Below are 20101 nucleotides of genomic sequence, written 5' to 3'. Positions count from 1 at the left end.
TGGCGCAAACCTCAGAGATCCTGTTGCTTGCGCCATTTCGGACTTGTTGCGGGGACGATTACTTGCCGTAGATATCGAAGGCGAAGTATTTGTCCTGGATTTGCTTGTACTTGCCGTTCGCGCGAATGGCCGCGATCGCGGTGTTGATCTTGTCTTTCAGCGCGTCGCCCTTGCGAACCGCGATCCCTACGCCGTCGCCGAAGTATTTGACGTCGGTGAAGGCCGGGCCAACGAAGGCGAAGCCCTTGCCGGCGTCGGTTTTCAGGAAGCCGTCATCCAGCAGGGTAGCGTCTGCCACGGTGCCGTCGAGGCGGCCAGCGGCCACGTCGAGGTAGATTTCGTTCTGCGAACCGTAAGGCTTGATCTCGGCACCCAGCGGGGCCAGGACTTCGCGGGCGAAACGCTCGTGGATCGAACCACGTTGCACGCCGATGTTCTTGCCCTTCAGCTCAGCCAGGTTTTCGCTGACTTGAGTGCCGGCCTTCATGACCAGGCGAGCCGGGGTGTTGTAGTACTTGTTGGTGAAGTCCACGGATTTCTTGCGGTCTTCAGTGATCGACATGGACGACAGGATCGCGTCGATCTTGCGCACTTTGAGTGCCGGGATCAGGCCGTCGAACTCTTGCTCGACCCACTGGCACTTGACCTTCATCTCTTCGCACAGGGCGTTGCCGATGTCGTAGTCGAAACCCACGATGCTGCCGTCCGGTGCTTTGGAGGCGAACGGAGGGTAAGCCGCTTCGATACCGATTTTCAGAGGTTTTTCATCGGCGAATGTCGGCAGGGACAGCACGGACAGTGCCAGGGCGCCAAGCAGCACGAGTTTCTTCATCTTGGGACTCCATCGGTAAAGGGCAAAAACGGCAGAGTGAGCGACAGCCCAATATGCGAATGGTTAAACCAAAAAGCGGTGCTGCGTCCTAGGAACCGTGCGCTGATTTCAACGCAGGCAACGACGAGCGAGTGATTGGCATTCTAACGACAGGCCCGAAGCCGATATTTCTTCAATGCGACAACAAATTACAGAAGCACCGAGAATGCCGCTTGGGCACGTTGACAGCTCTGCAATTTCATGCAAGAGCAAAAGACAGTGAACCGATCTATGTTGCAAATTGCGGGCCTATTATTGGCAAACCCTTCTAATCCGGCAAGCGTAGCGTTGTGTCTTATTTTTCATGACGATTGAGAAGCCCTGAAACGGGGCTTTGCGTTTCCCATTGCCTCGTTATCGGGCGGAAGGTTACACATTCAGTTACTTGAAAGGTGATGGGTAACAATGGGAAATGGCCTACAGGGGAAGCCGATAATTATTGGTTGAAGATCAGTACGAAAAAGCCCCACCAGGCTCAACACCTGGCGGGGCTTCGATGACTCCGAATGCTACTTACGCAACATTCATCGTCTTGTGCGTATCAATCAAATGCTGCACCACACCCGGATCGGCCAGGGTGGAGATATCGCCCAACCCGTCGTATTCCGCCGTGGCGATCTTGCGCAGAATCCGGCGCATGATCTTGCCCGAACGGGTTTTCGGCAGGCCCGGCGCCCACTGAATCACATCCGGCGAGGCAATCGGACCGATCTCTTTACGCACCCAGTTCTTCAGCTCCAGGCGCAGTTGCTCGCTCGGCTCTTCGCCCGCATTCAACGTGACGTAGACATAAATGCCCTGCCCCTTGATGTCGTGCGGCACACCCACCACCGCCGCTTCGGCGACTTTCGGGTGAGCGACCATCGCGCTTTCGATCTCGGCGGTGCCCATGCGGTGGCCGGAAACGTTGAGCACGTCATCCACGCGACCAGTGATCCAGTAGTAACCGTCTGCGTCACGACGCGCACCGTCACCGGTGAAGTACATGCCACGGAAAGTCTTGAAGTAGGTGTCGACGAAACGGTCATGGTCGCCATACAGCGTACGCGCCTGGCCTGGCCACGAGTCGAGGATCACCAGGTTGCCCTCGGCAACGCCTTCGATGATGTTGCCCAGGTTGTCCACCAACGCCGGCACCACGCCGAAGAACGGCCGTGCTGCCGAGCCAGGTTTCAGCGCGTGAGCGCCCGGCAGCGGGCTCATCATGTTGCCGCCTGTTTCGGTCTGCCACCAGGTATCCACGATCGGGCAACGGGACTGGCCGACATTCTTGTAGTACCAATCCCACGCTTCCGGGTTAATCGGCTCACCGACCGAACCCAACAGACGCAGGCTGCTGCCATCGGCGCCTTCAACAGCGGCAGTGCCCGACGCCATCATCGCGCGGATCGCGGTCGGCGCGGTGTAGAGGATGTTGACCTTGTGCTTGTCGACAACCTTCGCCACCCGAGTGATATCCGGATAGTTCGGTACGCCTTCGAACAGCACCGTGGTCGCGCCATTGGCCAGCGGGCCGTAGACGATATAAGTGTGGCCGGTGACCCAACCAACGTCGGCGGTGCACCAGTAAATTTCGCCCGGGCGGTAGTCGAACACGCGCTCGTGGGTCATCGCCGCATACAGCAGGTAACCGCCGGTGGTGTGCTGCACGCCCTTCGGCTTGCCGGTGGAGCCAGAGGTATAAAGGATGAACAGCGCTTCTTCGGCACCCATCTCTTTCGGCGCGCAGACACTGCCCGCCACTTTCATCAGGTCTTCGTACCAGATGTCGCGATGCTGGTTCCACTTGATGTTGCCACCGGTGCGCTTGCACACGATGACTTTCTGGATGCTGCTGGTTTCCGGGTTGGTCAGCGCGTCGTCGACGTTAGCCTTGAGCGGGATTTTCTTGCCGGCACGAACGCCTTCGTCGGCAGTGATCACCACTTTCGAGCGGCAATCGATGATGCGACCGGCCAGGGCTTCCGGCGAGAAACCACCGAACACCACCGAGTGAATCGCGCCGATCCGGGTGCAGGCCAGCATGGCGACCACGGCTTCGGGGATCATCGGCATATAGATGGTCACCACATCGCCGCGGTGCACATCCTGGCCGCGCAAGGCGTTGGCGAACTTGCAGACTTGTTCGTGCAGTTCGCGGTAGGTGATGTTGCGGCTTTCGGCAGGGTCATCCCCTTCCCAAATAATCGCGACTTGATCGCCACGCTCGGCCAGATGACGGTCGAGGCAGTTGTAGGAAACGTTCAGCGTGCCGTCGGCGAACCATTTGATGTCGACATGGTGATCGTCGAAGGACGTCTGCTTCACCGTGGTGAAAGGCTTTATCCAGTCGAGGCGCTTGGCTTGTTCGCGCCAGAAGCCGTCCGGGTTGACGACCGATTGCTGGTACATGGCCTTGTAAGTGGCCTCGTCAGTCAGCGTATTGGCTGCTACCTCGGGACGAACGGGATACAAAGAAGCCGCACTCATCTTTCTTACCTCGGTGGAATAGTTGTTTTTGTATGGCCCCAGTTGTAGCCGGGGCGGGCCTATAGAACCATTCGACGATGGTAGTAACAAGCCCCTACAAAATGTGGCTATACCGCGACGAAGCGCTCAAACCCGGCTATTGCGGGGCCTCGCAGGAGCTTGCGATCTTTTGATCTTCGCGGAGATTGTTACCAAATCTGCCAAAAGTGTTTATCAAAAGCACAGCTATATGCCCGCCATCCCCAAGCCTAAAATCAGCCTCGCCAACACGGCAATGTGATTAACCCAGTTGCAGCCCCCACGAAGGCAGTTAATCCAAGACTCTTTACTAAAGCTCCACACGCAATCCTAAAAAGATTGCGTGACCCCATTCGACCTCAGAAAGGTAACTTTTAAATGAAAGCTTTATTGGTTCTGGCCCTCAGCAGTCTGTGCGCAACCGCCATGGCAGACGAGGCTCCGACTGATGCCGCAAAACAACAACCCGTCGTCGAGGAATACACCTACTCCACCCATCTGGACATCGCCAAAGTTGTCTCGATGAGCGAAATCCCGAATGTCTGCGAAGTGGTCCCGGCCAAAATGGTCTACGACGACTCCAAAGGCCAGCGACACATTCTGCGTTATAGCGTCATGGGTAACGGCTGCTCCAACGGCTGATCCGCCCCACTTTTATCTCCCGAGGCTCGACCCATCCTTTTAGAGACCAGATGAAGCGCCGAGCCATGCATCGATAAATACGATTGTTTTAAGCATTTATTTGCACTTTTTAATCAAATTATCTGGCGTAGTATGAATTCCACACCAAGGCAAAACGCCAACGAACCTGGAGCCACTACCATGAAAACCAAACTGATCCTCGCCCTGACCCTTTCCGTCCTGGCCGCCAACACCTTCGCCGCCGATGGCTACGACCGCACTGGCTCGGCTGCTTTCAACGATGCGGCTGTCGCTTCTGACGGTTACGACCACACCGGTTCTGCCTCCTTCGCGGCTGACGGTTTTGATCGTACGGGGGCTGCCAAAGTCGCTGCCGATGGCGCCGATCACATCGGTGCCGCCAAGGTTGCCGCTGATGGTACTGACCGCGTGGGTGCCGCTCGTTTCAGCTGAAACCCGGCGCGACATCACAGCCCGACTTCGGTCGGGCTTAGTTGTGTCTGGAGTGGTTGAAAATCGACCAAAACCACAACATGTAGTGAAAAACAGGGTATTTTGGTTGTTTTTTGAACAACGCTTTTCAAGACTCTTTGCGGCTCAGAATTGCACACAATCTCGTCCACAAGACCCCGTCTATTGCTCTGTAAGCCCCGTCCCATCTGGCTTGCGCTGCCACAGCTGCCCGTAACGACGCAAACACCCTGGCCTTGCCGTCAAAAACCAGCCGAAACAGGCGAAAAAAAAACTTCCTCCGCCAAAGCCCTGTAAACCCTCGCTCCAACCTGAAAACGCCCCTCGCCGAGCCCTCCAGGTGCCATTTCGCCGCACCACGGGGCCGAAAATTTCCTTATAATGCGGACTTAAACGGGCCTGCAATATTCCCTTACAGGGGTGAAAAGCCAGTCTGAAGCCCACGCAGAGCGGTTCGCGTTCTCTGCGCCCATCAGCGGCTTCGGAACACCCGTACAAAATTCTGTTTATTGCCTGCGTTGTACTGCTGCAACAAACGATTTCCTTTAGATCCAACGCGGCCAGAACCGGCCGTGTGAAAAACCAACCTATCAGTTTTCACACGGGCAATCTGGCCCTCACGCAGGAGACGACACGTCATGCTGAGCTGGGACGAATTCGACAAAGAAGATGACGGCGAAGTCGCTGTAAAAGGCGCCAATGCCGGCCACGCTTCTGAAGCCAACATGGACCGCCTCGACAGCGCCGGTGGTGCCGCCGCTCAAGAGGCCCGCGCCGTGACCGCGACGGACTCCGCCGCGATCGCCCGCGCCAAGGCTGCCCTGGATTCCCTCGACGTCGCCGAAGGCCTCGCCGAACTGGAAGGCGCCTCTGCCCGTGTAGCTGTCGATGAAAAGCGCATGATCAACTGCCGCGCCGACCTCAACCAGCTCGTGCCATTCAAATACGACTGGGCATGGCAGAAGTACCTGGACGGCTGCGCAAACCACTGGATGCCGCAAGAAGTCAACATGACCGCCGACATCGCCCTCTGGAAAAACCCGGAAGGCCTGACCGACGACGAGCGCCGCATCGTGATGCGCAACCTCGGCTTCTTCTCCACCGCCGACTCCCTGGTTGCCAACAACCTGGTCCTGGCCGTGTACCGCCTGATCACCAACCCGGAATGCCGCCAGTACATCCTGCGCCAGGCCTTCGAAGAGGCGATCCACACCCACGCCTACCAGTACTGCATCGAATCGTTGGCCATGGATGAAGGCGAGATCTTCAACATGTACCACGAGATCCCATCGGTCGCGAAAAAAGCCACCTGGGGCTTGAAATACACCCGTTCGATCTCCGATCCGAAGTTCGAAACCGGCACCGTCGAAACCGACAAAGAACTGCTGCGCAACCTGATCGCCTACTACTGCGTTCTGGAAGGCATCTTCTTCTACTGCGGCTTCACCCAAATCCTCTCCATGGGCCGCCGCAACAAAATGACCGGCGTCGCCGAGCAGTTCCAATACATCCTGCGCGACGAATCCATGCACCTGAACTTCGGCATCGACGTGATCAACCAGATCAAAATCGAAAACCCGCACTTGTGGGATGCCGAGATGAAGGAAGAAGCTTCGCAAATGATTCTGCAGGGCACTCAGCTGGAGATCGAATACGCGCGGGACACCATGCCACGCGGCGTACTCGGCATGAATGCGGCGATGATGGAGGACTACCTGAAGTTCATCGCTAACCGTCGTCTGTCGCAGATTGGTTTGAAGGAAGAGTACCCAGGGACGACTAACCCGTTCCCTTGGATGAGCGAGATTATGGACTTGAAGAAAGAGAAGAATTTCTTTGAGACTCGGGTTATTGAGTATCAGACTGGCGGTGCTTTGAGCTGGGATTGATTCGATGCTCCCCTTATTTTTCAGCTAGGTCTGGACTTTTTTCACTAAAGCCGGAGTGAGCGCACCAAGTCAGTGCCAAAAATGTGAAAAGCCACCTAAGGCAAAGTGCCTAGGTGGCTTTTTTGCATAAGCAGGTTGAACGCGGCTGTTGAATAAAAATACAGCTGCTGGATGGTCGCTCTTCTATGTGCCCCCTATTACAACGGGTACCTCATTGAAGGTCCAACGATCAGCGAAACGAGCAGTGGATCGTCAATTGTCACATCAATACCGACGGGAGCGGGCACGTTATCGTTGTTCTCCCACTGGACCCACCTGCAAAATTCGGTTTACAACTTGACGGGTGAGCGAACCATCGGGGCCATAGATGGCGCGATAATTCTGATCTACAAGCCCAATACGACCAACTCTGCCTGAAACCTGTGCTACTCCACAAAAACGCGATGGCTGATTCGGTCGCCTGTTTTAAGAGAACGGCGTGAACTATTCAATATTACTCAGAAAAATTATTAACATTCGCAGAAAGCCCGAACCAGTCCTTCTACTATTTAATATCACACACCACCCACTGTTTAACGCATATCGATAAACGGTGCGCAATAAATCGACAATCACCCAAGATAGATGCGCAGTTCAATCGTCAATACTGGCGACGAACGGTCAAACCAACAAAATTATCTCTATAGCATATATTGTAGAATGAGCACTCAGATTGGTTATCAGCAAGTTATGATTCCTGGAGCTATGAGTGATGCTCGTTTACGACCCTATAGAGAAAAAAGTAAGGACTTGGTCCCATGCTGAAATCGACGGCCCCTGCTTCGTTGTCACTATAACCTCGCTACAGACCGGAGAGACCAACCGGGCGGCGTTACTGAGGTGTATCTATACCTTGAATCACTACCTACTTACGGTTAAGGGAGTTGAAATTGAAAATATCCATATGATGTGTCCTCCGTCAATCAGCGGGAAAAGCCACTGGATCATGGAAGAACTTCTTAGCGTGACCAGTTACAACGGGCTGGAGACACCCGAAAGCACTATCGTCTATCGCACCAAGGGGTCGGTCTACAAAATTGGCGAATTTGATCGAAGGAAGAAAAAAAAGTCACGAGTTATCTACTCGTCGCATCACCTTCAGGAACACAAGTCCGAGCCATTTTCACATCCTACAGATCAGGTGACTACAGAACTCTTCGGCCAGACTGGTTAAGCGTTCGATCGGAAAGTCTTGCGGTGTAAGCCCCATCCCCACTCTGCCAATTCCGCACGCAAATATCTCTATAGCGTATAGAGATTTTTTCTCAAGCAAGGCCTTATAGTTCCTTTTGCGGACAAGCAAATGGAACTCAGAGAATCATTTGGCGAAACGGTCAGATCCATTCGGCGGAGCAAAGGCCTTGCTCAAGGAGAAATCGGAACGAATCAAGGCTTTATTAGTGAGCTTGAGAGCGGACTAAAGGCGCCTACGTTACCAAAAATTGCTGAAATTGCTAAAAAACTTGGACTTCACCCAATCACACTTCTTACTGCTACATACGAAACTATGGGGCCAGAGAATGCCGAGGAATTATTGGCAAAAGTAACCTCGGAGCTTGAGCATTTAAAACAGCTAAAAACATAAACATAGCCAGGAAAACAACCAACAACAATTCGACCAAAACACGATTAGAATAATTTTACCTCTCGAATATAATTGAGGCATCCGAGTCAATGACATCAGCGCTCACGATATTTCGAAATTCAATAAATAGCGATTCGGCCCACACGACTCACCTGTTCATGTCGCCCGCCAACCTACCAATCGGCTCAAGAGCGGCTCCTAACTGCAGAGCAGCATCCAAAAATCGGTGGGCCTTTTGAGATCTGTTATTCATCAACAGCTCTGCTTCATATATATAGCGGCCTTTCAATAACCACTTTGTAGTTTTAACTTTACGTTTACCTTTCATAACAGTCTCTTGGCTTGAAGGGATACTGTAGGCGAAAATTTTGGCCTGTTTTGAGGATTGATGTACTCATTACCCACCAGCGTGATGGTCACCGCTCTTCGAAAAGTGATCATTTCTTCAATTCCGGGGATTTTAGCTGGATGGACGGTGACGCCCTGGACGATGACGACGACGAATTTGATCCGGATGACTGATGAACGTCGGACGTACCAGGAATCCACTTCGCAGTGACGGACTGGATCGAGCCCGACGGTAACCTGGTCATGCGCCCTATGATTGTTGGCGCTGATTGAAAACTGACCCACCCTGCCGATTGAAAATTGACCCAGGGCGGATTGCTGATTTTGTCCCAGCAATTGTGGATAAGCTTAGCAGTAGTGTCCTGGTTGAAGACGCATCGGGCCCCACCGCATGCAGGTATGCGGCAGGGAGTTTACGATGTAGATCAAAACGGTTCATCGTCCTCTATACCATCTTCGTCCTTGCGCTTTCGTTCACGCGATTTGATCTTTGTCTGGGCGGCCAAGGTGCTGTGTTGCAGGCGGTAGGACTCGTTGCCCGTTTCGACGATGTGGCAGTGGTGTGTCAGCCGATCCAGCAACGCTGTGGTCATCTTGGCGTCGCCAAACACACTCGACCATTCCGAGAAGCTGAGGTTGGTGGTGATGACCACGCTGGTGTGCTCGTACAGTTTTGAAAGCAGGTGAAATAACAGCGCGCCACCACTCTGACTGAAGGGCAAATACCCAAGTTCATCGAGTATCACCAGGTCTGTCCGAAGCAGTCCCTGGGCGATTCGGCCTGCCTTGCCATCGTACTTTTCACGCTCCAGCAGGTTGACCAGATCGACCGTGGAGAAGAACCGTACTCGTTTGTTATGAGTGGTGATTCCGGACACGGCCAAGGCACTGGCCAGGTGTGTTTTTCCGGTTCCAGGCCCACCGATCAACACGACATTTTGCGCAGTCTCCGTAAACTCAAGGCTGGATAATTCCTTGACCAGACGGGCATCAGCGCTGGAAGCGCTGAAGTCAAAGCCAGCTAAATCACGGTGCATGGGGAGCTTTGCCATGTTCATCTGATGATTCACAGAGCGCACGGCGCGATCTGCCTGCTCCTGTTGGAGCAGATGCTCAAGCAGCCATTTCGAGGATGCCGTCGAAGCTTCTCCCTGGGCCGCCAGTTCTTCCCAAGCCTGCGCCATGCCATGCAGACGCAGTTCTTTAAGTTCTGCCATCAAGTCACGCATTGCGGCTCTCCTCATCTGTTGTACGGAGTTGGTCATATCGGGCCGTGTTGGCAACGGGAGCCACCTTGAGTTGCAGGCTGGTTTCTACGGAAGGCGGTGGTGCTGTAGCGGTGAGTCGGGCGAGAACATTTAAGATGTGATCGGCGCTCAGACTTCCCGACTCAAGCACCAGTTCTACCGCTACTAGCACCGGGTCGAGACCGGCGATGGGCACGGCAGCGAGCACCTGCGTCATGATTCGATCACCGTTGCTGTGACGTCTCAGGCTCCGTTTGAGAAGCCGCAACGGATTGGGCAGATCGGCAAACGGTGCGCCATTGCGCAGTGCACCCGGCTTGCGTTCGATGAGTGGGATGTAATGCTGCCAGTCAAAACTGACCTGATCTCGATCAAAGAGGCGCTCGTGGCTGGCAATCATTGCGTCATCGGCGATGACCACGATCCGGGATGGGTAAAGACGGCTGCTGACCCACTGGCCGACTCGTTCACAAGGCACCGAATAGCGATTTCGCGCCACGCTGATCAGGCAGGTGCTGGAGACACGTACGGTGCGCTCGACGTAGCCATCAAAGGCCGTCGGCATCGGCATCATTTCGACCCGCTCCAGCTCCAAAACTTCCGCCACCGTAAGTCCGTTGTACTGCGGATGCAGCAGCTCGCTCCAGAGCGCACGACAGCGTTGACCGAGCCAGGCATTCAGTTCCTCGAAGGTGTGGAACATGCAGTTTTGAGCGTCAAGCCAAATGCGTCGTCGACTGTCTTGAACGTTCTTCTCGACAATGCCCTTTTCCCAGCCAGAGGCTACGTTGCAGAAATCCGGATCGAACAGGTAGTGCGCACACATCACGGAAAACCGGGCATTGACCGTGCGGCCCTTGCCTTTATTGACCTTGTCGACAGCCGTTTTCATGTTGTCGTAGATGCCGCGACGCGGCACGCCACCTAACGCTGCGAACGAGCGTGTATGTGCATCGAATAGCATCTCGTGACCTTGGCTAGGGTACGCAACCAACCAGAATGCGCGACTGGCGCACAGCTTCATGTGGGAGACCTGGATGCGTCGAAACAGGCCTCCGATCAGCAGCCCTTCTTCGCTCCAGTCAAATTGAAAAGCTTCACCGAGCGCAAACGTCAGCGGTACAAAAGCGCGTAAAGACTTGCCTTGTTCACCTCGCCACGAGCGTACAAACGCCGTGAGCTGGCTGTAGCCGCCGTCATAACCCTCGGCCTTGATCTGCTCGAAAAGTGCTTTGGCGCTTCTGCGATTGTGCTTTGCCCGGAACGAATCGGCTTTCAGCGCCTGTTCCAGCGTGTCGTGGAAAGGGCTGAGTTTGTTGAAGGTCGCGCACCGCTGGTACGCCGGCTGAGTAGCTTCGGGCGCTCTGACCCATTTTCGGATGGTGTTTCTCGACAGCCCGGTACGCTTGGCTATCTGGTGCAGCGAGAGCTTGTCGCGGAAGTACATCCGCCGGATTTTTCCCAACATTTCCATGCTGATCACCCTGTGTTCTCCTGCTCGGAAAGTGAGCAGAAGCAGTTGAACACCTGGGTCAGTTTTCAGTCGGCAGAACAGCCTTTACTGGGTCAGTTTTCGGTCAGCGGCAACACGCCAGCTAAAGCACAGAATTTCGTAGACGTCCCAGAAGATGATTCAGCACCTCAACAAGGGGTCACAGTTACCCGGTATTTTGTCCGAAATTCAAAAATAAAAGGTTGGATTCTAGAAAATGCTAAAGGAATTTGTGAGGCCTGTGATCAACCAGGACCATTCGAAATGGATGGAAAACCATACCTTGAGGTTCATCACGTTAGACACCTGGCACAGCAGGGTAAGGATCGCAAAAATAATACTGTTGCGCTCTGTCCGAATTGCCATCGGCGCTGCCACCACTCGAGCGACCGAGAGGAATTCACTGATTCGCTTTATAAAAAAGTGAAGCGGTTAAAGCGACAGTAAGACCTATGCCCAGCAGAACCTGTGGTGAGGGATATAGCCCTGCGAGATGCGTTTCTGCAGTGTTAGCGCCAGATCAGAGGTTTGGTTGATTCCACCAATCGCCAGTAAGCTGGACCCGCATCATCCTAGAAACAATCAGTGCAACCCGCCCCGCCTCCCGCTATTAATACCCTTCCCCACTCAAGGACCCGAGCCTGCCATGAAATTCGACCTCGCCTACTGCCTCAGCCTCGACGACAAGCTGTCGATCTATGACGTGCGCGATTTGAATTTCGACGAAACCATGGAGTTCGATTCCGCCAAAGAGCACTTCCAGTGCCCCAACGATGCCTGTCGTTTGTCCTTCGATGCCGCCAACGTGTTGGGAACGTTCAACGCCAAGAATGTGAATTACGTGCGCACGCCGCACTTCAAGAACATGCCGAGCACGCGGCATGTCGAGGGTTGTCCTTATGTCAGTCTGAAGACGTCGGCGTCGGGTCTGGAGGTGGACGGGGCAGAGTCGGATGACGGTCGGGAGGAGCATTTTCCGTCGGAGTTGTTGCTGACTCGGCGTGAGTATGTGCGTAAGCCGTCGAGCTCGGCGGTGGCGGCGGATGTTATGCGGGATGACCCGACACCCAGCTCAGCGGCCAATAACGTCGAGCAGCCTAGCCGGGAGTCGGCGCCGGACAAGACCAGTGTCTTCGCCCATCCGGTGGAGTGTTTTGTGTCGAACTTCGCGGACAAGGAGCTGCTCAAGCGCATGCCGCTGAAGATTGGCGAGCACACGGCGCCTTATGGGTCGTTCTTCAAGAAGATCGAGTACCTGCAGGACAACAAGGGGCTGATTTACTGGGGCAAGATCAAGGAGATCAAGGATTACACGCAGAGCTTTCGCATCGATTTCGAACAGAAGGTCTGGTTCAAGCAAGCGGACGAGGCGAAGAAGAAGCCTTATTCGGTGAACGTTTATCTGAGTAAGAAGCTGATCGATAACTACCGCAAGCGCAAGGCGTTTCTGGAGGAGATCAAGCACGCCGTCGACAGTGATGCCGAGTTGTATTGCTTCTTTTATGGCGTGACGCCGGAGTTGAAGCAGGTGCCGAGCAAGAAAAACCCCGAACAGACGTTCGGGGTGTTCAGTGCCAACATCGAGAATCTGGATCACTTCATCATTCGTGAAGCGCCGGGGTTGGCAGCAGGCTAAGGATTAGTTGTGAGGCAGTTCGAGTTTGACCGCGCCGGGATGTTGCTTGACCACGGCGTATGGCAGCACTGACCAGCCCGGGTCATCGCAATTGCGTTGTACGCGGGCGAAGTACGGTCCCAGGTACAGGCCTTTTGCGGTGAAGTGCCAGTTGGAATAACCCCAAACGCTTTCGTCGGTGTAGTCGCAGCTGTCCTCGTCCGCCGGCTTCTGCATTTCCTCGGGGTACAGCGCGGTGAATTGCTTGATCAGCCATGGTACGAACACTTCGCGCTGATAGGTGAATCGTGCCTTGCTCTCTTCCTCGGTCAAGGATGTATCGCTCGCGCCGTCGCGGTCGGCGTGCAGCAGTGGCTTGCCGTTACCCACCCACAGCACGTCTTCCAGCGACAGGCTATGGCCGGTATGAACGTCGAGGTTGATCGGCGAATTGCCAAAATCCGGGTGAGCGCCGCCGCAGCTGTAGCTGGTGGAGATGTTCAGGCTGACCACATCGGGCGACAGGAATTGGGGGGCGACGCCTTGGTCGAATTCGGCATATTCCCCACCTCCCAGCAAGCAGCCGTGGTAGTTGATGACTTCGCTCCAGAGCCGCTCCAACAATTGCTGATTGATCCGCTGCTGGTCAGCTTTCGGGTAGCCGGACTCGATGCTGAACATGGAGAGACCGGACGCGGGCTCCGTCCACCATTGCAGGTCGTAGTCCATGAAGGACTCTTTCTTGCCCGGTTTGAGTTTCAAGCCTTGCAGACGCAGATATTCGTAGGGGTCGCTTTTCGGCAGCGCGGCGATGAAGGGCAAGGCGTCTGCTGCCGGTGCCGGGAGCTTGGCCTCGGTCAACAGCACTTTCAGGACTTTACCCTTGGGGCTTTTCCATTCGCCTTGCCAGCCGTTGGCCGTTTCTTGCAACTTCAGGGTTGCCAGGGGTTTGTCTTCGCTGTAGCGGCTGTCGCCTTCGGTTAGCGTCAGGGTCTCTTCTTGCAGCGAGCCGCTCAGCCCCAGGTCGCGATGGTATTTCTCATAGAAGTAGCGGCCGGTGACTTCGTCCGGCTGGTTGGTGTTGAGCTCCAGCACGATCGGCATCTTGCCCAAGGTGCCGGTGAACACTCGTCTCCCGTCCTCGGCATGAGCAGTGGAACACAGCATGAGTAACAGCGTGGCGACTGGCGCCAGGCGTAACAATCCTTTGAACATTGATCGATCCCTGAATGAGTCGGAAGCCGCGCCGGGTAGGTTGCATGCGGCGCAGGTTGAACGGGGGACGGATTATGGCGAGGTTGCAGGGGAGAATCGAGCCTCATACGCCCCACTTCTTCGCCATGCTGAGCATCACCACCACCAGCAAACCAATATAAACCCGCGCATGCACCCGGTCCGGTATCCGCCCGATCCACGGCGTGGCCAGCCGAATCCCCACCAGCGACCCAAACGTCAATACCGTAAACGCCAGCACATCCACATAACCGACAAACCACGGTCCCAGATCAAACTCGGTAAACCCCGCCATCGCCATATAGGTCAGCGTTCCGGCCACCGCAACCGGAAGACTCAATGGATTAGCCATGGATGTGGCTTGCGACATGCTGAGGCCACAGCGTCTTAGCAACGGCACGGTCATGACGCTGCCGCCCACCCCAAGAAACGTGGCGATAGCGCCAATTCCCACACCGCCGCCAGACACTTCTGCCCCGCCCAATCGCCGTGGGATTTCGATGTAGGACTGTGTAAGAAAACCGCGTCTGAACAAGCAGTCCAGAATGGTCACGCCCAGGTAAACGATGAAGGCAGAACGGATCAGCTCACCACTCGCCCACATCGCGGCCGCAGCTCCGACGATCGCGCCCAAGCCGATGAACCCGCCCAACGGCCACAGGTAATGGCGAATGAGATTGCCCGCGTGGTGATGTTTTCTGGTGGCGATTAGCGCATTGACGATCATCACGCAGGTCGAAGTCGCCACGGCAATGTGCATCGCCGATTGGCCGATGGGGTCGTCGATGCCGTGGCTGGCCGTGAGCATGCGGTACAGCAAGGGCACGACGACAAATCCGCCGCCGAAGCCGAACAGCACGGCGGTGACGCCGGTCATGCAGCCGAAGAGTGCCAGCAAGAGGTAGAAGAACATCGCGCATCGTCCGTGGGTTGAGAGTGGCCGACGATAGAGCGACGGGGCTTGGCCTGCTTCAGCAAGTCAGCCAATAATGTTTGCGTTTACGCCAACCACTGGGTGCCGCTCGATGCGCAATGTTTCGATTGATCTGCTGGACGACACGCCACGGCCGGTGGTGGCCATCGGTACGGATTATCCCGACGGTCATCGGTTGCCGCGCCATACCCATCGACGGGCGCAGTTGTTGTATGGCGCCACCGGGGTGATGCAGGTGAGCACGCTCGACGGCAATTGGGTGGTGCCGCCGCAGCGGGCGGTGTGGATTCCGCCAGGGGTGGCGCATGAGGTGTTGATGCTGGGGGTGAGCACTCGCAGTGTGTATATCGAACCGGGGGCGGTTGATCTGGGCAGCCGCTGCCAGGTGATCAGTGTTTCGCCGTTGCTGCGGCATTTATTGATGGAGGCGGTGGAGGTTGCGCAGGAGTACGACGAGGCCGGGCGCGATGGGGCGTTGATCGACTTGTTGCTGCACGAACTGGCGCGCAGTGCTCACCTGCCGTTGCATATTCCGCTGCCTGTGGATTCGCGGTTGCTCGGGTTGTGTCAGAGGTTTCTCCGGCAACCGAACGCTCACCAATCGCCGCAGCAATGGGCCGAACAGTTGCATATCAGCCTGCGTACGTTCAATCGTCTGTTCCGCCAACAAACCGGGCTGAGTTTCAGCCAATGGCGGCAGCGGGCCTGCGTGGTGCTGGCCTTGGCGCGGCTGGCGGTGGACACGCCGGTGACGCGCATTGCCCTGGATTTTGGTTATGAAAGCCCGGCGGCGTTCTCGACCATGTTCCGTCGGGTGCTGGGACAGGCCCCGTCCGTTTGGTTGGAGGGGACGAAATGACCACTAAAGCCATCCGCGAAGAATGCACCGCGGTTTCTCAGGGATTACGCATCATCGTTCTTCGTGGGCAAGTCGGATCGCCGCACCGCTCGCGTCTACAGGTTCTGCACTGGGCGGATGATTGTCTTGAGTGGCTTGTTCTGACAGCAATTCAAAGCTCTGCTCCTTCACATCCTGGGAATCCAGGCCGATTTGCACCCGGAACTCACCCGGCTCGGCGACGTATTCCAGTTGGGCATTGAAGAACTTCAAGTCGTTCTCGTTAATGCTGAAGTGGACTGCTCTCTCCTCGCCGGCCTTGAGCATGATTTTTTGAAAATTTTTCAGTTCTTTGACCGGCCGGGCGACGGAGGCAACGACATCGCGGATATACAGCTGAACCACCGTTTCGCCGTCACGCTGGCCGGTATTTTTCACCATGATGCTGGCGACGAGGTTGTCGGTCTTGTTCAGTGTGGTCGAAGACAGGGCCATGTCGGTCAGGCTGAAATCGGTATAGCTCAGCCCATAGCCGAAGGGGTAAAGCGGCCCATAGGATTGATCGAAATATTGCGACGTGTAGTTGCGAAGCGCACCCGGCAGATACGGACGGCCGGTGTTCAGGTGGCTGTAGTAATTGGGGATCTGCCCCACGGAACGTGGAAAGGTGATGGGTAATTTGCCGGACGGGTTGTAGTCACCGAACAATACATCCGCAACGGCGTTGCCTCCCTCGGTACCGCTGTACCAGGTTTCCAGAATCGCATCGGCCTGTTTCTGCTCCTTGCCGATCGACAACGGCCGACCGTTCATCAATACCAGTACCAGCGGCTTGCCGGTGGCTTTCAGGGCGGTGATCAATTCACTCTGGCGCCCCGGCAGATCGAGGCTGGTTCGACTGGCCGCTTCATGGGACATGCTGCGGGGCTCGCCCACCACGGCGATGACAACATCGGCTTGCTGTGCAACCTTGACTGCTTCGTCAATCATTTCTTCTGCCGGGCGAGGGTCGTTGGCGATTTCAGACACGCCCTGGTATTCCAGGTATTTAACAACCTCCTGATCCTCCTCGAGATTGGCGCCTCGGGCATAGATCAGCGAGCCCTGGCTCATCGCGCTTTTCAGCCCGTCGTAGATCGTCACCGATTGCGCGGGCACACCACTTGCAGACCAACTGCCCATGATGTCGACGGTACTTTTTGCCAACGGGCCGATGAGCGCGATCGTGCTCTCTTTTTTCAGCGGCAAGAGCCCGTTTTCATTCTTCAACAGCACCAGTGTCTTGCGTGCCACTTCACGGGCCTGCGCTCTGTGCAGATGGTTTTCGGCGTTGTTATCAGCAGCGCTTTCACTGGCAGCGCCGAGGCGCCGGTAAGGGTCTTCGAATAGCCCCATGTCGTACTTGGCACCCAGTACTTCCCGCACCGCGTCATCAATATCGCTCTGGGAAATGGCGCCAGACTCAAGCAGCCCTGGTAACTCCGGCCCATAGGAGGAGTCGTTCATGCTCATATCAATGCCGGCCCTGATGGCGAGCCTGGCCGCGTCGCGAGGATTCCTCGCAACACCGTGCTGAACCAGATCGGTGACCCCGTTATGGTCGCTGATGACCAGTCCCTTGAAGCCCCACGCTTTGCGGAGCAGGTCCTGCATCAACCATTTATTGGCCGCCGCCGGCACACCATTTATCGAGTTAAGCGCCGCCATGACGGCTCCCGCGCCACCCTCGATCGCCGAACGATAAGGTGGCAGGTAGTCCTGGTACATTCGGGTCAGGCCCATGTCGACGCTGTTGTAGTCGCGCCCTCCTTCGACAGCCCCATACAACGCAAAGTGCTTGGCGCTGGACATGATGCTGTCGGGCGCGTTCAGGCTTTGTCCCTGGTAGGCCTGGACCATCACTCTGGCAATGCGCGAAACCAGATAGGTGTCTTCACCGAAGCCTTCGGATGTGCGCCCCCAGCGAGGATCACGGGCGACATCGATCATCGGTGCGAAGGTCATATCGATACCGTCCTCACTGGCTTCTTTCGCCGCCGTTCGACCGCTCAACTCGATGGCGTCCATATCCCAACTGGAGGCCAGGGCCAGGCCGATGGGAAAAATGGTTCGATGACCGTGTATCACGTCCCAACCGAAAAACATCGGTATCTTCAGGCGGCTTTGTTGAGCCGCGTCCTGCATGGGGCGGTTTACATAACGGCTCACAGAGCCATACGTCCCCCCGATTCGCCCGGCAGTGATCTCCTGGCAGATTTTTTCGGGCGTCATCTTGTCATCGATAGCGATCAGCCGCAGTTGGCCGACTTTTTCGTCGAGGGTCATCTGATTGATGAGGTTGGTGACAAAGGCATCTTTGTCTGGCGATACCGTATCGGCCAGGACCGGCAGAGTTGTAAAGCTGATCAGGGCACATAGCAGACGTAGTCTTTTCATGATTCCCTTCCCCGCGTAACGCTGTGGCGCACTGCCTTTGAAACGCCACCTTTCCGGCATTGAAGATCAGAAGGCTGACGTTCAATCATTTGGAGCTTTCAGGAAACCGCCTAGAGACAGCGTAGTCGGTCCAACGCCCCTGCCTGAGCGAAAAAAGACAATCGATCAAAAAATGAGTTTGATCCGGGCGCAAAACAACTGTACAAAAACACAGTACATTTTCGAATCGCCACGCTCGATCCCCGGAGAAAACCATGGCCTCTCTTGCAATGAAAATCACCCTGGAACGCATCGCCCTCTTCCAGTTCACCCCCGCCCACTGCGCCCAGGCCCGAGCGATGCTGGGTTGGAGTGTGGAAGAGTTGTCCGAGGAATCCGGGGTTTCCGTTGACGCCATCCAGCGATTCGAAGCGCAGCGTAATGTGCTGGATGTCACGCGGCTGGCGTTGGCGTATCGGTTTGAATCGCAAGGCCTGGTGTTCTTCCCGGGGTTTGCACCGGGCCGAGGGATGAATGTGAAAGGGTCCACACCGAATCCGGTGGGGCGGGCGGATTATGCGATGGTTGAGTGAGGTTGCAGCAGATGCGGGCCAAAGCCGAACACGTTATGAAAATAGGCATGCTCCTCGAAACCGGTCAGCTGAGTCAGGCTGAGGCGGCCCATAGGCTTGGATTGTCTGAGGAGGAACTGAACGAAATACTCCGTGGAGAATTTTGCGATCTGACCGTGGCAAAAATCTCGGAATATACAAAGCCGTTACTGGACGAACGCAGCTGAAAAGTCCGGGGCGCTTGCACCGCAAGCGCCCCGGCAGCACAACATCAAGCGTTCTGCACGGTCGCCTGATCGCTTACATCTTCCACACCCAACCACCACGCGCCACCACGCTGCGGATACATCACGTTGAACGCCTCGCCCATTTGCGGCGTGGTGATCGACACGTTCCGTTCCCAGGCCAGCGCCAGAATACGGTCGAAAGGTTCGTACCAGGCGTGCATCGACAGGTCGAAGGTGCCGTTGTGGATCGGCAGCAACCAGCGCCCTTTAAGGTCGATGTGCGCTTGCAGGGTTTGCTCGGGCTGCATGTGCACGTGAGGCCACTCGACGTTGTAGGCGCCGGTTTCCATAAGGGTCAGGTCGAATGGGCCGTACTGCTCGCCGATGCGTTTGAAGCCGTCGAAGTAGCCGCTGTCGCCACTGAAGAAGATCCGCGTGTCACCGTCGATCATCACCCACGATGCCCACAGGGTGCTGTTACCGTCGAACAGCCCGCGACCGGAAAAGTGTTGCGAAGGTGTGGCTATGAATTGAAGGCCATCGACCTCGGTGCCCTGCCACCAATCCAGTTGGCGCACTTTGCTGGCGTCGATGCCCCACTTGATCAGGGTGTCCCCCACGCCCAGGGGCGTGAGGAAGTAGCGGGTCTTGTCCGCCAGTTTGAGTACGGCCTGATAATCGAGGTGGTCGTAGTGATCGTGGGACAGGATCACCGCTTCAATCGGCGGCAGGTCTTCGAGGCTGATCGGCGGCTGGTGGAAACGCTTGGGGCCGGCCCATTGCACGGGCGAGGCGCGTTCGGCGAAGACCGGGTCGGTGATCCAGAACTTGTCCTGCAGCTTGAGCAGAAGCGTGGAATGGCCCAGGCGATAGACGCTGTGGTTAGGCGCGGCAATCAACGCCGCCTGGGTCAGGGTTTGCACCGGAACGGGGGCCGACGGCCGGGTGTCGTGCGGTTTGTTGAAGATGAAGTTCCACAGGATGCGCAAGGTTTTGCGAAAGCCTTCGCGCTGCACCGGCACATGGTTTCGGTACTGCCCTTGAGCCTGTCGGGACGCTTCAGGCGTTGAAGCGTTGTTCGCTGGGGAAGTTGAAGTGTCCATGACTGAATGACTCCAGAAAAACCGCACAATCGACGATTTTCCGCTTGGGACGATAAATGGCCAAGGCATGCACGCATCAGCCGAAGATTCAAT

19 protein-coding genes are annotated in these 20101 nt (G+C 56.0%); 10 read left to right on the top strand and 9 right to left on the bottom strand.

Features of this window, described 5'->3' with window-relative positions; translation table 11 throughout:
- Positions 1–58 precede the first annotated feature (58 nt).
- Positions 59–832: an ABC transporter substrate-binding protein gene (locus AC07V0_RS27340; RefSeq protein ID WP_096480937.1), complete on the bottom strand. Its 774-nt coding sequence runs from the start codon at positions 830–832 to the stop codon at positions 59–61.
- A gap of 552 nt (positions 833–1384) precedes the next feature.
- Positions 1385–3340 (bottom strand): acetate--CoA ligase, encoded by a 1956-nt coding sequence (gene acs / locus AC07V0_RS27335; RefSeq protein ID WP_111454806.1) that lies wholly within the window; start codon positions 3338–3340, stop codon positions 1385–1387.
- 396 nt (positions 3341–3736) lie between these two features.
- On the opposite strand from acs, the gene AC07V0_RS27330 reads away from it, so the two are divergent.
- From AC07V0_RS27330 to AC07V0_RS27310, 5 genes are all read left to right on the top strand, one after another.
- The gene (locus AC07V0_RS27330) at positions 3737–4000 is read left to right on the top strand and encodes a DUF2790 domain-containing protein (RefSeq protein ID WP_018926398.1); all 264 of its coding nucleotides are present in this window, start codon (positions 3737–3739) and stop codon (positions 3998–4000) included.
- Between the two features lie 180 nt (positions 4001–4180).
- Positions 4181–4453, top strand: a complete 273-nt coding sequence (locus AC07V0_RS27325; protein ID WP_064616452.1) for a hypothetical protein — start codon at positions 4181–4183, stop codon at positions 4451–4453.
- Between the two features lie 656 nt (positions 4454–5109).
- Positions 5110–6360 carry a ribonucleotide-diphosphate reductase subunit beta gene (locus AC07V0_RS27320; protein WP_007934889.1) on the top strand — a complete coding sequence of 417 codons (1251 nt, stop codon included), beginning with the start codon at positions 5110–5112 and terminating at the stop codon, positions 6358–6360.
- 751 nt (positions 6361–7111) lie between these two features.
- The gene (locus AC07V0_RS27315) at positions 7112–7573 is read left to right on the top strand and encodes a hypothetical protein (protein ID WP_192350821.1); all 462 of its coding nucleotides are present in this window, start codon (positions 7112–7114) and stop codon (positions 7571–7573) included.
- Positions 7574–7702: 129 nt separating this feature from the next.
- Positions 7703–7984 carry a helix-turn-helix domain-containing protein gene (locus AC07V0_RS27310; protein ID WP_192350819.1) on the top strand — a complete coding sequence of 94 codons (282 nt, stop codon included), beginning with the start codon at positions 7703–7705 and terminating at the stop codon, positions 7982–7984.
- Positions 7985–8132: 148 nt separating this feature from the next.
- On the opposite strand, the gene AC07V0_RS27305 is transcribed toward AC07V0_RS27310, so the two are convergent.
- From AC07V0_RS27305 to istA, 3 genes are all read right to left on the bottom strand, one after another.
- Entirely contained in the window at positions 8133–8312 is a 180-nt protein-coding gene (locus AC07V0_RS27305; RefSeq protein ID WP_192350817.1) for a hypothetical protein, read from the bottom strand.
- Between the two features lie 445 nt (positions 8313–8757).
- Positions 8758–9561 carry an IS21-like element helper ATPase IstB gene (istB, locus tag AC07V0_RS27300; protein ID WP_086944292.1) on the bottom strand — a complete coding sequence of 268 codons (804 nt, stop codon included), beginning with the start codon at positions 9559–9561 and terminating at the stop codon, positions 8758–8760.
- Complete coding sequence (gene istA / locus AC07V0_RS27295; RefSeq protein ID WP_102667158.1) at positions 9554–11053, bottom strand: IS21 family transposase; 1500 nt, start codon at positions 11051–11053, stop codon at positions 9554–9556. The genes istB and istA overlap by 8 nt, the downstream gene beginning before the upstream one ends.
- 45 nt (positions 11054–11098) lie before the next feature.
- Between istA and AC07V0_RS27290 the strand changes: the two genes are divergently transcribed.
- Positions 11099–11518: an HNH endonuclease gene (locus AC07V0_RS27290; protein ID WP_495020077.1), complete on the top strand. Its 420-nt coding sequence runs from the start codon at positions 11099–11101 to the stop codon at positions 11516–11518.
- Positions 11519–11717: 199 nt separating this feature from the next.
- Positions 11718–12707 (top strand): hypothetical protein, encoded by a 990-nt coding sequence (locus tag AC07V0_RS27285; RefSeq protein WP_192351753.1) that lies wholly within the window; start codon positions 11718–11720, stop codon positions 12705–12707.
- Positions 12708–12710: 3 nt separating this feature from the next.
- Here AC07V0_RS27285 and AC07V0_RS27280 read toward each other — a convergent pair whose 3' ends face one another.
- Positions 12711–13901: a hypothetical protein gene (locus AC07V0_RS27280; protein WP_192351752.1), complete on the bottom strand. Its 1191-nt coding sequence runs from the start codon at positions 13899–13901 to the stop codon at positions 12711–12713.
- A 103-nt stretch (positions 13902–14004) separates the two neighbouring features.
- Entirely contained in the window at positions 14005–14832 is an 828-nt protein-coding gene (locus tag AC07V0_RS27275) for a sulfite exporter TauE/SafE family protein (RefSeq protein ID WP_192351750.1), read from the bottom strand.
- A gap of 112 nt (positions 14833–14944) precedes the next feature.
- Between AC07V0_RS27275 and AC07V0_RS27270 the strand changes: the two genes are divergently transcribed.
- Positions 14945–15712, top strand: a complete 768-nt coding sequence (locus AC07V0_RS27270) for an AraC family transcriptional regulator (protein WP_192351748.1) — start codon at positions 14945–14947, stop codon at positions 15710–15712.
- Between the two features lie 51 nt (positions 15713–15763).
- Here the strand turns inward: AC07V0_RS27270 and bglX are convergent, their stop codons facing one another.
- Positions 15764–18127 (bottom strand): beta-glucosidase BglX, encoded by a 2364-nt coding sequence (gene bglX, locus AC07V0_RS27265; RefSeq protein ID WP_192351746.1) that lies wholly within the window; start codon positions 18125–18127, stop codon positions 15764–15766.
- Positions 18128–18381: 254 nt separating this feature from the next.
- Between bglX and AC07V0_RS27260 the strand changes: the two genes are divergently transcribed.
- On the top strand, positions 18382–18699 hold the full coding sequence (locus AC07V0_RS27260; protein ID WP_018926408.1) for a helix-turn-helix domain-containing protein: 318 nt from the start codon (positions 18382–18384) through the stop codon (positions 18697–18699).
- An 11-nt stretch (positions 18700–18710) separates the two neighbouring features.
- Positions 18711–18905, top strand: coding sequence for an XRE family transcriptional regulator (locus AC07V0_RS27255; protein WP_064621204.1), 195 nt, complete (start codon positions 18711–18713; stop codon positions 18903–18905).
- 44 nt (positions 18906–18949) lie between these two features.
- On the opposite strand, the gene AC07V0_RS27250 is transcribed toward AC07V0_RS27255, so the two are convergent.
- The gene (locus tag AC07V0_RS27250) at positions 18950–20008 is read right to left on the bottom strand and encodes an MBL fold metallo-hydrolase (protein WP_086944535.1); all 1059 of its coding nucleotides are present in this window, start codon (positions 20006–20008) and stop codon (positions 18950–18952) included.
- Positions 20009–20101: the final 93 nt, after the last annotated feature.

The organism is Pseudomonas sp. GW821-FHT01E10, assembly GCF_059422365.1.
The sequence above is the reverse complement of the archived record's forward strand: the minus strand, read 5'-3'. Positions and strand labels throughout refer to the sequence as shown.